The organism is Bradyrhizobium sp. NC92 (assembly GCF_025200865.1).
GTDB lineage: Bacteria > Pseudomonadota > Alphaproteobacteria > Rhizobiales > Xanthobacteraceae > Bradyrhizobium.
Genome location: NZ_CP104171.1, coordinates 2,689,125 through 2,702,908, shown reverse-complemented (window position 1 = coordinate 2,702,908; position 13,784 = coordinate 2,689,125). Strand labels below are relative to the sequence as shown.

Below are 13,784 nucleotides of genomic sequence, written 5' to 3'. Positions count from 1 at the left end.
CCCCTCACCCGAATTCGATCTTCGATCGAATTCGACCTCTCCCCGCAAGCGGGGAGAGGTGAAGCGCCTACGTCGCGGGCACGAGCTTGTCCTGCGTCTTGGTCTCGAAATCGGACGCGTCGTGGCGCTCGTGGAGCTGGCTGGCGGGATCGCCGGAGACGCGGTTGACCATGCGGCCGCGCTTCACGGCCGGACGCTTGGCGATCTGGTCGGTCCAGCGCTGCACGTTCTTGTAGTCCTGCACCGACAAGAATTCGCCGGCGCCATAGACCAGCCCCTTGGCGAGCGCGCCGTACCAGGGCCACACCGCGATGTCGGCGATCGTGTAGTCCTTGCCCGCGAGATATTCGTTGTCGGCGAGACGCCGGTCGAGCACATCGAGCTGGCGCTTGGTCTCCATGGCGAAACGGTCGATGGCGTATTCGATCTTGGTCGGGGCATAGGCGTAGAAATGGCCGAAGCCGCCGCCGAGATAGGGCGCGCTGCCCATTTGCCAGAACAGCCAGGACATCGCCTCGGTGCGGGTCTTGATGTCCTTCGGCAGGAAGGCGCCGAACTTCTCGGCGAGGTAGAACAGGATCGAGCCTGACTCGAACACCCGGATCGGCTCCGGGCCGGAGCGATCCATGAGCGCCGGGATCTTGGAATTCGGATTGATGTCGACGAAGCCGCTGCCGAACTGGTCGCCGTTGCCGATCCTGATCAGCCAAGCGTCGTATTCGGCGCCCTTGTGGCCGAGCGCGAGGAGCTCCTCCAGCATCACGGTGACCTTCACCCCGTTCGGCGTCGCCAGCGAGTAGAGCTGAAGGGGATGCTTGCCGACCGGCAGCTCCTTGTCGTGAGTGGGGCCGGCAATGGGCCGGTTGATGTTGGCGAACTGACCGCCGTTCTCCTTGTTCCAGGTCCAGACTTTAGGCGGCACGTAGGGGGCGTCGGTCATGCGGGGGCTCCGGCAAAAAGATGCGCCTGCATTAATTAGCCCGCAAACGGCCGATGGCAAGGGCGCCGAAATGCATTGCCGGACGGGACAACTCTGCGTTTTGTCATGGCAGCCCCTCCCCGCCGTCATTCCGGGGCCGGGTTCTCGCTTGCCGAGCCCCGGAATGACGACGCCACTCAGGACGCCGCGGCCTGCGGCCCGGGGATAGAGCGCGACGTCTACACACAAGATGCCTCGTCGAATCCGGCATGTCATCGATCGGCTCGCGTCACTTTGCTTTGCCAGCGAAAGCAACGAGAATGCGAAGCCTGCCGCCGGGAGAGAGCCATGAAATCGCCGATCTGCGACATGCTGGGGATCGATTTCCCGCTGCTCGCCTTCAGCCATTGCCGCGACGTCGTTGCCGCCGTCAGCCGCGCCGGCGGGTTTGGTGTGTTGGGCGCGACGGTGCATACGCCGGATACGCTCGAGCGTGAGCTGAAGTGGATCGACGATCACGTCGACGGCAAGCCCTACGGCATCGACGTGCTGATCCCGGAAAACATCTCGACCGCCGGCGAGAAGGACGTCACCTGGAAGAGCCTGGAAGCGCGGGTGCCGCAGGAGCACCGCAACTACACGCGCGATCTGCTGAAGAAGTACGACATCGAGCTGACCAGCAGCGAGGTCGCGGACAACCAGCCGCAGCCGTTCGACGGCAAGACCGCGCTTCAGCTGCTCGAGGTCTCCTTCGATCATCCGATCCGCCTGATCGCCAACGCGCTGGGCGTGCCGCCGAAGGCGATGATCGAGATGGGCAAGAAGCATGGCGTGCCGGTCGCAGCGCTGGTCGGCGCCAAGGAGCACGCGCTGCGCCAGGTCGCGGCCGGGGTCGACATCCTCGTGGTGCAGGGCACCGAGGCCGGCGGCCATTGCGGCGAGGTCTCGACCATGGTGCTGGTGCCGGAGGTGATCAAGGCGATCAAGCCCATTCGCGACGTGCCGGTGCTGGCGGCCGGCGGCATCATGACGGGACGGCAGATGGCGGCCTGCATGGCGATGGGCGCGGCCGGCGCCTGGACCGGCTCGGTGTGGCTTGCGACCGTGGAGGCCGAGACCACGGAGATCTTTCGCGAGAAGATGATCGCGGCCTCCTCGCGCGATGCGGTGCGCTCGAAGGGCCGCACCGGCAAGCCGGCGCGGCAGCTCCGCTCGGTCTGGACCGATGCCTGGGACCGCGCGCCGGACAGCCCGGGCGCGCTGCCGATGCCGCTGCAAAGCATCATCAGCCGCGACGCCTTCCATTCGATCGACCGGGCCGCCGCAAGCGGCAACGCGAGGGCGCGCGATCTCGTCAGCTATTTCGTCGGCCAGGGCGTCGGCCTGATCGACAGCGTGAAATCAGCTGGTGCCGTGGTCCAGGAGTTCAAGCAAGATTTCGCCGAAGCCGTCGAGCACATGAATGCGCTGGTGGCGGACTAGTCACGACCTCGTCATTGCGAGCGCAGCGAAGCAATCCGGACTGCCTCCGCGGAAAGATCCTGGATTGCTTCGCTGCGCTCGCAATGACGAAACAAATGACATCGTGAATTGAAGCATGACAGATAAGAACAAGAATCCCGAAGACCGCATCCCCGTCATCGTCGGCATCGGCGAGATCGTCGACCGCCCGAAGGAGATCACCGACGGTCTCGAGCCGCTCGACCTGCTCGAACAGGCGCTGCGGCGCGCGGAGGCGGACGCCGGTGCAAAGCTGCTCGGCGAGGTGCAATCGCTCGACGTCGTCAATTTCCTGAGCTGGCGCTATCGCGATCCGGAGCAGCTATTGGCGCAGCGCCTCGGCATCTCGCCTGCGCATTGCTATTACGGCCCGGTCGGCGGCGAGAGCCCGATACGCTACATCCACGAGGCGGCCAAGCGCATCGCGCGCGGCGAGTGCAGCGTTGCGGCGGTGTGCGGCGCGGAGGCGCAATCGACCGCGACCAAGGCGGAGCGCGCCGGCATCAAGCTGCCGTGGACGCCATTCGCCCATGACGTCGAGGAGCCCAAGCGCGGCGCGGCGTTCCAGAAGCCCTTGGCAGTGAAGCTCGGCGTGTTTCGGCCCGTGACCGTCTATCCATTCTATGAAGCTGCCTCCTCGGCGCATTGGGGCCAGAGGCCGCGCGAAGCGATGGCGGAATCAGGCACGCTGTGGTCGCGCTATTCGGAAGCCGCCGCGCAAAATCCCAATGCCTGGCTGAAGCGGCGCTACGCGCCTGAGGAGATCACGACCGCAACGGCGGACAACCGCCTGATCGCCTGGCCCTATAACAAGCTGATGGTGGCCAACCCCAGCGTCAACATGGGCGGCGCGCTGCTGCTCACCAGCCTCGCCAAGGCGCGGGCGGCCGGGGTCGCCGAGGACAAACTGGTCTACCCGCTCGGCGGTGCTTCGGCGGAAGAGCCGCGCGACTATCTGCTGCGCGACCAGTTTTACGAGAGCCACCCGCAGAACGCCGTGCTCAAGAGCGTGATGGACCTCGCGGGCGGCGACGGCAACAGGTTCGACGCGATCGAGCTCTACAGCTGCTTCCCCTGCGTGCCCAAGATGGCGCGGCGGACGCTGGGCTTGGGACCCGACGTGCAGCCGACCGTGACCGGCGGCCTCACCTTCTTCGGCGCGCCGCTCAACACCTACATGACGCATGCGGCCTGTGCGATGGTGCGGCGTGTGCGCGACGGCGCCAGGCTCGGCCTGCTCTACGGCCAGGGCGGCTTCGTCACCAAGCACCACGCGCTGGTGGTGTCGAAGACGCCGCCGCGCGAGGCGCTGGCGCAGGAGACGAGCGTGCAGGACGAGGCCGATCGCAACAAGCGCGCGGTGCCGGAGTTCGTCACCGAGGCTTCGGGCAAGGGCAAGGTCGAAAGCTTTACCGTGCTTTACGGCCGCGGCGGCGACGTCGAGCACGGCGTCGTGATGCTGCGGACAGAGGACGATCGCCGCACGCTAGCGCGGATTCCGGCAAGCGATGGCGCGACGCTGGCGCATCTGCTCGACATGGACCGCACCCCGGTCGGCTCGCTCGGCGAGATCGCTATGGCAGAAGATGGCGTGCCGGAGTGGCGCGCGGCGTGATCTCGTAGGGTGGGCAAAGCGAAGCGTGCCCACGACCTTCGTGTGATCCGGAAAGAATGGTGGGCACGGCGCAAGAGCGCCTTTGCCCACCCTACGAGATCTCAGCCCTTCGGCGCCTGTTTTTCCGACGCGGTCGAGACTCAGGCAGCGCGGACGCTCGTCAGGAACCTGCCGACCTCGGTCTTCAGCCGGTTCGAATCGTTCGACAGCATCTGCGCCGCGGACAGCACCTGCGATGACGCCGTGCCGGTCTCGGTCGCGCCGCGCTGCACGTCGGTGATGTTGGACGATACCTGCTGGGTTCCCTGCACCGCCTGCTGCACGTTGCGGGCAATCTCCTGCGTCGCGGCGCCCTGCTCTTCCACCGCAGCGGCGATGGCGGACGAGATCTCCGATAGGCGCTCGATGGTCGAGGAGATCTCCTTGATCGCGCCGACCGAATCATTGGTCGCCGCCTGGATGCCGGAAATCTGCTGGCCGATCTCGCCGGTCGCCTTCGCGGTCTGCTCGGCGAGCGCCTTCACCTCGGAGGCGACGACGGCAAAGCCGCGGCCGGCTTCGCCCGCGCGCGCCGCCTCGATCGTAGCGTTCAGCGCCAGCAGGTTGGTCTGGCCAGCGATGGTGTTGATCAGCTCGACCACGTCGCCAATGCGCGCGGCGGCTTTGGACAATTCGCTGACGCGCTCGGTGGTGGCACGGGCCTGACCGACGGCATCGCCCGCCATCCGCGCCGATTCCTGCACCTGGCGGCTGATCTCGCCGACCGACGAGGCCATCTCCTCCGTGGCTGAGGCCACCGATTGCACGTTTGTCGAGGCTTCCTCCGAAGCGCCGGCCACCGTGGTCGCCAGCCGCTGCGAGCGGTCGGCGGTCGCGGTCAGGGTCGAGGCGGAGGCCTCTAACTGGCTCGAGGCCGACGACACGGTCTGCACAATCTCGCCGATCATGGTTTCGAATTCGCGGGTGATGTTGTCGACGCGGCGGCCGCGCTCGATCTTGGCTTCGGCATCGGCTGCGGCGGCTTCGTCGGCCGCCTTCTTGGCGATCAACGCCTCCTTGAAGATCTGGAGCACGTCGGCCATAGCGCCGATCTCGGTCCTCTCACCGCGATGCGGGACTTCGGCGGAGAGGTCGCCCCGGCCCAGCGCCTGCATCGGCAGGGTGATCGAGTTGATGCCGCTGGAGACGTCACGGACGAGATAGAAGCCGACGCCGACGCCGCTGACGACGGCAGCGCCGAGAATGATCGAAACCAGCATGAACGCATGATAGTAGCTCTCGGCGGCGTCGCTGGCGGCCTGATTGCCGCCCCTGGTGTTGAGATCAATGTCCTTCTGCAGGACCTCGTCGGACTTCAGGCCGATCTTGTTGACGGTCTTGGTATTGAGCTCATGGGACGCATGCGGAACTTTGCCCGCCTCCATGCGCGACAGTTCCATGACGTCCTCGGCGCCCTTCTGGTACTCAGCCCACAACTTCGACCATTCGCCATAGAGCGCCCGCTCTTCCGGCGAGGTGATCATCGGCTCGTAGTTCTTTCGAGCCTTGGCCAGCATCTCCGTGACGGTCGCCGCAGTCTGCTCTGCCGCCAGCTTGTCATCCAGCGTCTCGGACAGCATGTGCTCGCGGACCACGTTGCGGTAGGTGATGACGGCGGCCCGGATCTCGCCCAGCACCCGCACGCTCGGCATCCAGCTCGTCGTGATGTCGACCGTGTTGGCGTTCATCGACCGCATCTTCATGACGGCGAGCAGGCCCATGCCGGCCATCGCGACCAGCAGGAACGCCACGACACTGATGATCTTGGCGCGGATGGAAATGGTGGCGAGCATAATAGGAGTCTCTTTGTGCTGGCGGCGGTGCCGCGCCCGGAAGTTCTACGAATCAACCAAAGGGAGCAGCACCGACATCCGACAGCAGAGCACCCGTGCAGGTGTCAGCGACGACTCCGTGCGAGTTACGGAGCCCGAAACAAGTGAACAGGCGGCTAAGAACGCCCTGCGCTCAGCGCATGAGCCCAAGCGCATCCGTGAAGAACTCCGCGCCGCCGAAATTTCCGGACTTCAGGGCTAGCAACATGTCGCCAGCTTCCGAGCCGACCGCGCGCAGCACCGGAACTCCCGCAGCGATTTCCACTCCTACGAGAAATCCGGGAATCCTCAACCGATCGACCACGGCGCCGGATGTCTCGCCACCGGCGACGACCAGGCGCCGGACGCCGGCCTGAACCAAGCCCTCGGCGATATCGGCCATGGCCTGCTCGATGGCGTGGCCGGCGGCATCCCGGCCGTGGCGTGCCTGTACGGCGGCAACGGCTTCCGGCGTCGCGCTCGAAGCGATCAGCACCGGACCTTCCGCAAGCCGCGGCCTTGCCCAGTCCAGCGCGCGCTGCGCTTCGCCGGCGCCCGCGACGATCTGCTCGGGATCGAGATGGAGCACCGGCATGATGCGCTCGGCGACGGCAATCTGCTGAAGCGTCGCCTGCGAGCAGCTGCCGGCAAGGCATGCGGCCGGTCCGCCGACCGCAGCGCCGGTTTCGCTGCTCGGCGGCGCCGACTTCACCTTGCCCGTCGACACCAGCGCGCGCGCAAGCCCGAGGCCCATGCCGGACGCGCCGACCGACAGAAGGTGTTCGGCGGCGACGAGACCGATGGTCTCGAGGTCGCGGTCGAACACGGCGTCGATGATCGCGGCACCGATGCCCTTGGCGGCGAGTTCGGCCAAACGTGCCCGCACCGCCTCCGCGCCGCGCGTGACGGTGGCGAGATCGACGAGGCCGATCTGCGTCCTGCTCTGGCGCGCCAGCACGCGCACCAGGTTGGAATCATGCATGGGGTTGAGGGGATGGTCCTTGAGCGGGCTCTCGTTGAGCGGCACGGCGCCGACGAACAAATTGCCCTGATAGACGGTGCGCCCGGTCTCCGGAAAAGCCGGCGTCACCAGCACGGCTCCCTCGCCGCAATCGGCACGCAGCGCGTCCATGACGGGGCCGATATTGCCGGCATCGGTGGAATCGAAGGTCGAGCAGATCTTGAACAGCACGTGGCCCGCGCCGCGGCCGCGCAGCCATTTGTCCGCCGCGCGCGAGCGCGACACGGCAAGGCCGGCCTCGATCGAACGGCTCTTCAAGGACACCACGACGGCATCGACCTCGGGCAGCGCCAGATCGTCGGCAGGTATGCCGATGGTCTGGACGGTGCGCAGGCCCGCGCGCGTCAGCGTGTTGGCGAGGTCGGAGGCGCCGGTGTAATCGTCGGCGATGCAGCCCAATGCAAGTGTCACGGCTTCACTCCCGCATAGGGCTTGAACCAGGCGAGGCCATCGGTGGTCTTGCCGCGTGGATTGTATTCGCAGCCGACGAAGCCGGCATAGCCGAGCCGGTCGAGCTCATCGAACAGGAACGGATAGTTCAGCTCCTCGCCGTCCGGCTCGTTGCGCGAGGGAATGCTGGCGATCTGGATGTGGCCGATGATCGGCATCATCTCGCGCAGCCGCATGGTGACGTCGCCGTGGATGATCTGGCAGTGATAGATGTCGAACTGGAGTTTCAGGTTCGCAAGCCTCAGCTCCTGGATCAGATCCCGCGCGAAGCCGAAATCGTTGAGGAAGTAGCCGGGCACGTTGCGCGCATTGATCGGCTCGATCACGACGTCGATGCCGTGCGGCGCGAAGAATTCCGCAGCCCAGGCCACCGATTTGTAGAAGGCCTCGATCGCGGCGCGCTCGCTGCGGTTGGCGATGCCGGCCATCAGGTGCAGGCGCTTGACGCCAGTCGCCTTGGCATAAGGCAGTGCCGTCTCCAGGCTCGCCTTGAGATCGGAGAAGCGTGATGGCAGCGCGGCAAAGCCCTTCTCGCCGGCGTTCCAGTCGCCCGGCGGCATGTTGAACAGCGCCTGGGTCAGGCCGTTGCGCTTGAGCCGCTCGCCGACGGCCTCGGCGGGATGCTCGTAGGGAAACAGGAACTCGACCGCGGTGAAGCCCGCTTGCGCAGCGGCGTCGAAGCGGTCGAGGAACGGCACCTCGGTGAACATCATCGAGAGATTGGCGGCGAAACGGGGCATTGGAGGTCCTCTTACTTGTCGCCGGGCAGCTTGACGCCGGTGACCTGCGCATACATCCGCGCCACCGATGCGTCATCGTCCCGGCCCATGCCGGCAGCCGACGTCATCAGGAACATCTGGAGCGCGGCGGCGGAGACCGGCACGGGGAATCGGGCGCTGCGCGCCATGTCCTGGATGATGCCGAGATCCTTGACGAAGATCTCCACCGCGCTGCGCGGCGTGTAGTCGCCGTCGAGCACGTGCGGCATGCGGTTCTCGAACATCCATGAATTGCCGGCGGAGGCGGTGATCACCTCGTAGACCTTGCGGATGTCGAGGCCCTGCTTGGCCGCGAAGGCCATCGCTTCGCTGGCGGCGGCGATGTGAACGCCGGCGAGCAGCTGATTGATCATCTTGAACGCAGCGCCCTGCCCGGCGGCATCGCCGAGCTCGTAGAGCTTGGCAGCCATGGCATCGAGCGCCGGCCGCGCTTTGACAAAGGCAGCCGGGCTGCCGGAGGCAAGAATCGTCAATTCGCCTTGCGCGGCGCGCTGTGCTCCGCCGGAGATCGGCGCATCCAGATAATGCCGGCCGGTCGCCTCCAGCTGCTTGGCCAGGCGCCGCGCCACATCCGGGTCCATGGTCGCCGAGGAGACGAAGACGCTGTCCTTCGGCATGGTCTCGGCGGCGCCATCCTTGCCGAACAGGATCGCCTCGGTCTGCGCGGCATTGACGACGACGCTGACGACGATATCGGCGTCCTTGGCCGCTTCGGCCGGCGTCTTGGCTCCCGCGCCGCCGTCCTTCACGAAGCGCGCGACGGCATCCGCCGAGACGTCGCAGCCGGTCACGGCGTGGCCGGCGCGCTTGAGCGAGGTCGCCATGCCAAATCCCATCGAACCGAGCCCGACGACGGCGATACGCTGACTTTGTGACGTGGAGGCGGACATATGCAACTGACCCTTGCGAACGTTTCCCGGATGGCCGCCCTTTTGCGGCAGCTTGGCAACCGAATAACACGGCTTGGCCGCGCTGCCAAAGCGTGAGACAAGCAGGCATGACGGCCATGAGAACCGAAACGAGCAACGAAACAAGGCTGCGCGAGGAGATTTGCCGCTTCGGACGATCCCTGTTCGAGCGCGGGCTGACGCCGGGCTCCTCCGGCAATATCAGCGTCAAGCTGGACGACGGAGGCTGGCTGGTGACGCCGACCAACGCCTCGCTCGGTTTCCTCGATCCCGCAAAACTGTCACGGCTGGATAGCGGGAGCCGGCTGGTCTCGGGCGATGCGCCGACCAAGGAAGTTCCGCTGCACACGGCCCTCTACGATACGCGCGGAAGCGCGCGGGCCATCGTGCATCTGCACTCCACGCATTCGGTCGCGCTCTCGATGCTCCCCGAGATCGACCCGCGCGCCGCGCTGCCGCCGATGACGGCCTATTACCTGATGAAATGCGGCGCCACCGCACTCGTGCCCTATTACCGCCCCGGCGATCCCGCGGTCGCGGATGCGATCAAGGGGCTGGCGGGGAAATATTCATCCGTGCTGCTCGCCAATCACGGTCCGGTCGTTGCCGGCGACACGCTGGAAGCCGCCGTGTTCGCCACGGAGGAGCTGGAGGAGACGGCGAAGCTGTACCTGCTGCTGCGCGGGATGAACCCGCGGTATCTGTCGCCGGAGCAGGTGAAGGATCTGGTGAAGGTGTTCGGGGTGACGCTGCCGGAGCATGGGCACGACGATTGAGCCCCGCTCCTGCGAGCGCAGCGAAGCAATCCAGAATCCCTCCGCGGAAAGACTCTGGATTGCTTCGCTACGCTCGCAATGACGTAGGATGTGGCGACGGAGAAGCCCGCATGAGCGGAGCGATATGTGGGACCAGCGGCCCCGGATATCGCTTTGCTCATCGGCTACGACACCGTCTGACACTGCCGGAATTGATTTGCATAACCGGGATCTCGAGCACATGATCCCCCTGTAATTGACTGAAGGAGTTGTTTCATCGATCGCCAGGAGAATTGTCATGGATTTCAAAGTATCCTGCACCCTCCTCTCTGCCGCCTGCTTTATTGCCCTGCCACTTTCCGCAAGCGCGCAGACGTCTACGCGCGGCGTCCCCGATCTCAAGGTCGAGGCCAACTGCAAGGCAACTCAGGAGATCGACAAGTCGCTGACTGAACCGCAGTCCTACGAGGCCTGCATGAGCGACGAGCAAACCGCACAGCAACAGCTCGGGCCCATTTGGCCAACAACGCCGGAGACAATTCGCACCCAATGCACCACCGAGGCCTCCGCCGGTGGCATCGAAAGCTATGTCGACCTGCTCTCCTGCATTCAGATGTATGGCTTCGGGCAACCTTCGGCACCCGCGTCAACGCTGCGCGGCGCAAGCAAGAATCGGAACAAGAAGCAATCGGGATAGGGATCGTAGCGAGCGGCTACAATCCGAGATACGCCTTCCTCACGTCGGGATTGCCCTTGATCTCCGCGGACCGGCCCTGCATCAGCACGCGGCCGGTCTGCAGGATGTAGGCGCGGTCGGCGATCTCCAGGCACTCGGCCATGCGCTGCTCGACGATCAGCACCGTCATTCCGGCGTCGCGGATGCGCTTCACCGCCTGGAAGATCTCGTCCACCAGTTTCGGCATGATTCCTTGCGAGGGCTCGTCCAGCATCAACAGCCGCGGTCGCGTCATCAGGGCGCGGCCGATGGCGAGCATCTGCTGCTCGCCGCCAGAGAGCGTCTCGGCGCGCTGCTCCAAACGCTCCTGAAGGCGCGGAAACAGGTTGAAGACGAGATCGAGCGGCCCTTCGCGGTCCGCCTCGCCGCGGTAGAGATAGCTGCCGAGGCGAAGATTGTCGCGGACCGACAGGCGCGGGAACAGGCGGCGGTTTTCCGGCACATAGGCGATGCCGGTGGCCGTGATGTGATGCTGCGCCATGCCGTCGAGGCGTTTGCCGTCGAACGTCACGGTGCCCGAACGCGGGCGTTCGGCACCGGCGATGGATTTGAGCAACGTCGACTTGCCCGCGCCGTTGGCGCCGGCGACGCAGACGATCTCGCCCTTCTCCACCTCGATCGAGACCGCGGAGATCGCGACCAGGCCCTGATAGGCGGTGGTGACTTCACGCACCGACAGCATGACGATCTCCCAGATATGCCTTGATCACCTTGGGATCGCGCACGACGTCGGCGGGCTTGCCCTCGACCAGCACCTTGCCGAGGTCGAGCACAATGGCTCGGTCGACCAGTGGCATCACGATCTCCATGACGTGCTCGACCATCAGCACGGTGATACCGGCATCGCGCACCTTGCGCACCAGGGCAACGCCGGTCTGCGCCTCGGTCGGCGTGAGGCCAGTGAGGCACTCGTCGAGCAGCAGCAGCTTCGGTTCGGTCGCAAGCGCCCGTGCGACTTCGAGGCGGCGCTTTTCGGCCGGCACCAGGTCGCTCGCGAGCACGTCGGCGCGCGCGGCGAGCCCGGTGAATTCCAGCACCTCATGCGCCTTGCGCCGCGCCTCACGCATCACGGTGTTGCGCACGAGAGCGCCGACGATGACGTTGTCGATGACCGTCATCGTCTCGAAGCTTTTGACCACCTGGAAGGTGCGCCCGATCCCGCGCTGGCAGCGCGCGGCCGCCGGCAGAGTGGTGACGTCCTCGCCGTCGAAGATGATCGAGCCCTGGGTTGGCGGCAACACGCCGGCGATCAGATTGAACAACGTCGACTTTCCAGCGCCGTTCGGGCCGATCAGGCCGACGATCTCGCCGCGGCCGACCGAGATCGAGACGTCGCTGTTGGCGATCAGACCGCCGAAGCGCTGCCAGACGCCGCGGGTTTCGAGCAGCGCGGTCATCGCGTGGCCTCCTTGCGCCGGCGCGAGAACAGGCCGACCAGCCCTTCCGGCCGCGCGAGCGCGATCAGGATGATCAGCGCGCCGTAGACGATGAGGTCGACGCCGCGGCCGGAGCCGCCGATATAGGAGCGCGTCAACTCGGTGATCGGGATCAGGATGACGGCGCCAAGCAGCGGCCCCCACAGCGTGCCGATGCCGCCAAGCACTGCCGGCAGCGCCATCAAGAGCGAGAACTGGAAGCCCATGACGCTTCCGGGATCGATGTAGGAAACGAACTGCGCATAGAAGCTGCCGCCGACCGCGACCAGGAAGGCGGAGACCGCCGCCGCGCCCATCTTCGAATTGAACACGACGACGCCGAGGCTCTCGGCCGCCTGCGGGTTGTCTTTCACCGCGCGCCACCAATAGCCCCATTTGGAATCTTCCAGCCACCAGGTGACGAACCAGGCGACGCAGGCGAGCACCAGCGCGAAGTAGAAGTATGGCAGTTTCGAGCGCGTGAACTGGAATTTCAGCCAGCTGTCGCCGCGCACGGGAATGTCGATGCCGAGGGCCGCACCGGCCCAGTCCCAGTTCTGGATCAGCAGCAATCCGATCTCGGCAATCACGATGGTGGCGATCGCAAAGTAGTGGCCGCCGAGGCGGAAGCAAGGATAGCCCAGCGCCATCGCGATTGCGGCGGAGATCAACCCGCCGGCGATCATGCCGAACCAGGGCAGCACGCCGAACTTGGTGAACAGCAGCGCGGTGGTGTAGGCACCGAGCCCGAAATACAGCGCGTGTCCGAGCGATATCTGCCCGCAATAGCCGGACAGGATGTTCCAGCTCTGCGATAACGCCGCGTACATCAGCGTCAGCACCATGATGTTCTGGACGTAGACGTCCTTGACGAACAGCGGCACGATCGCGGCGACGGCCGCAAGTCCGGCGGCGGTAATGAGGTCGCGGCGGCGCCGCGCGACGAATTGCTTGTCCATCACATCGACCCGAACAGGCCACGCGGCCGAATGAACACGACGAGCAGATAGACCGCGTAAATGCCGACCGACTTCAGCGATGGCGGCAGGATCAACGCGGTGGTGGCTTCGACCAGGCCGACGACGATGCCGCCGGCGAAGGCGCCGAACACGCTACCAAAGCCGCCGAGCGCGACTGTGACATAGGCGATCAGCGCAAAGGACGCGCCGACGTCGGGATAGATGTAGAAGAAGGTTGCCATGATGGCGCCGGCAAGCCCGACCAGCGCACCGCCGAGGCCCCAGCCGAGCGCGAACACGCGGTTCTTGTCGATGCCGACGAGGGCCACCGCGCCGGGATCTTCACGGGTCGCTTCCAGCGCGCGGCCGAAATCGGTGCGGTTGATGAACAGATAGAGCCCACCGAACGCGGCGATCGCGACTAGCGCGCCGAACAGCTGCGGCTGCGGCAGGTAGATCCCGGCGACCGATACCGTCTTGCCGCCGAGCCATGAGTTGGGAACGCTGCGGTAGTCGGCAGTGAAGAACAGCTGCGCGAGGCCCCGCATCACAATGGCGAGGCCGAAGGTGGCGAAGATCTGCACCATGCCGACATTGGCCTTGGCACGCATCGCAAACCGCACGATCAGGAGATAGACCGCCGCCCCCAGGACAAACAGGGCGGCGGCGGCCAGCGGCGCCGACAGCAGTGGATCGATCGCGAAGAACGTGAACAGGAAGAATGTCACGTACATCGCCAGCATCAGGAATTCGCCATGGGCGAAGTTGACGACGTCCATCAGGCCAAAGATCAACGCCAGGCCGACGGCGATCAGTCCGTAAAGCAGCCCCATCAGCAGGCCGCTCGCAAGACTCTGGATAATCGTTTCTGCTGTCA

Annotated in this window: 13 protein-coding genes; 4 read left to right on the top strand and 9 right to left on the bottom strand. The window is 65.6% G+C overall.

Features of this window, described 5'->3' with window-relative positions:
• Nucleotides 1-67: 67 nt before the first annotated feature.
• The gene (yghU, locus tag N2602_RS12645) at nt 68-940 is read right to left on the bottom strand and encodes a glutathione-dependent disulfide-bond oxidoreductase (RefSeq protein WP_172784072.1); all 873 of its coding nucleotides are present in this window, start codon (nt 938-940) and stop codon (nt 68-70) included.
• A gap of 327 nt (nt 941-1,267) precedes the next feature.
• On the opposite strand from yghU, the gene N2602_RS12640 reads away from it, so the two are divergent.
• Nucleotides 1,268-2,401 carry a nitronate monooxygenase gene (locus N2602_RS12640; RefSeq protein ID WP_260382826.1) on the top strand — a complete coding sequence of 378 codons (1,134 nt, stop codon included), beginning with the start codon at nt 1,268-1,270 and terminating at the stop codon, nt 2,399-2,401.
• A gap of 115 nt (nt 2,402-2,516) precedes the next feature.
• On the top strand, nt 2,517-4,034 hold the full coding sequence (locus tag N2602_RS12635; RefSeq protein WP_260382825.1) for an acetyl-CoA acetyltransferase: 1,518 nt from the start codon (nt 2,517-2,519) through the stop codon (nt 4,032-4,034).
• 140 nt (nt 4,035-4,174) lie between these two features.
• On the opposite strand, the gene N2602_RS12630 is transcribed toward N2602_RS12635, so the two are convergent.
• The 4 genes from N2602_RS12630 to ltnD form a co-directional block, all read right to left on the bottom strand.
• Nucleotides 4,175-5,866 (bottom strand): methyl-accepting chemotaxis protein, encoded by a 1,692-nt coding sequence (locus N2602_RS12630; protein ID WP_260382824.1) that lies wholly within the window; start codon nt 5,864-5,866, stop codon nt 4,175-4,177.
• A gap of 172 nt (nt 5,867-6,038) precedes the next feature.
• On the bottom strand, nt 6,039-7,316 hold the full coding sequence (otnK, locus tag N2602_RS12625) for a 3-oxo-tetronate kinase (RefSeq protein ID WP_260382823.1): 1,278 nt from the start codon (nt 7,314-7,316) through the stop codon (nt 6,039-6,041).
• A complete protein-coding gene (gene otnI, locus N2602_RS12620) occupies nt 7,313-8,095 on the bottom strand; it encodes a 2-oxo-tetronate isomerase (protein WP_172784067.1) in 783 nt (260 codons plus the stop codon). The genes otnK and otnI overlap by 4 nt, the downstream gene beginning before the upstream one ends.
• A gap of 11 nt (nt 8,096-8,106) precedes the next feature.
• On the bottom strand, nt 8,107-9,024 hold the full coding sequence (gene ltnD / locus N2602_RS12615; RefSeq protein WP_260382822.1) for an L-threonate dehydrogenase: 918 nt from the start codon (nt 9,022-9,024) through the stop codon (nt 8,107-8,109).
• A gap of 107 nt (nt 9,025-9,131) precedes the next feature.
• On the opposite strand from ltnD, the gene N2602_RS12610 reads away from it, so the two are divergent.
• Both N2602_RS12610 and N2602_RS12605 read left to right on the top strand, forming a co-directional pair.
• On the top strand, nt 9,132-9,818 hold the full coding sequence (locus N2602_RS12610) for an aldolase (protein ID WP_172784065.1): 687 nt from the start codon (nt 9,132-9,134) through the stop codon (nt 9,816-9,818).
• Between the two features lie 277 nt (nt 9,819-10,095).
• Nucleotides 10,096-10,494: a hypothetical protein gene (locus N2602_RS12605; RefSeq protein ID WP_172784064.1), complete on the top strand. Its 399-nt coding sequence runs from the start codon at nt 10,096-10,098 to the stop codon at nt 10,492-10,494.
• A gap of 16 nt (nt 10,495-10,510) precedes the next feature.
• Here N2602_RS12605 and N2602_RS12600 read toward each other — a convergent pair whose 3' ends face one another.
• From N2602_RS12600 to N2602_RS12585, 4 genes are read right to left on the bottom strand one after another with little or no spacing between them, the layout of a single operon-like run.
• On the bottom strand, nt 10,511-11,215 hold the full coding sequence (locus N2602_RS12600) for an ABC transporter ATP-binding protein (RefSeq protein ID WP_260382821.1): 705 nt from the start codon (nt 11,213-11,215) through the stop codon (nt 10,511-10,513).
• Nucleotides 11,199-11,930 (bottom strand): ABC transporter ATP-binding protein, encoded by a 732-nt coding sequence (locus N2602_RS12595; protein WP_172784062.1) that lies wholly within the window; start codon nt 11,928-11,930, stop codon nt 11,199-11,201. The genes N2602_RS12600 and N2602_RS12595 overlap by 17 nt, the downstream gene beginning before the upstream one ends.
• Nucleotides 11,927-12,907 (bottom strand): branched-chain amino acid ABC transporter permease, encoded by a 981-nt coding sequence (locus tag N2602_RS12590; RefSeq protein WP_172784061.1) that lies wholly within the window; start codon nt 12,905-12,907, stop codon nt 11,927-11,929. Before N2602_RS12590 ends, N2602_RS12595 begins: the two co-directional genes overlap by 4 nt.
• Complete coding sequence (locus N2602_RS12585; RefSeq protein WP_245266275.1) at nt 12,907-13,740, bottom strand: branched-chain amino acid ABC transporter permease; 834 nt, start codon at nt 13,738-13,740, stop codon at nt 12,907-12,909. The genes N2602_RS12590 and N2602_RS12585 overlap by 1 nt, the downstream gene beginning before the upstream one ends.
• Nucleotides 13,741-13,784 lie beyond the last annotated feature (44 nt).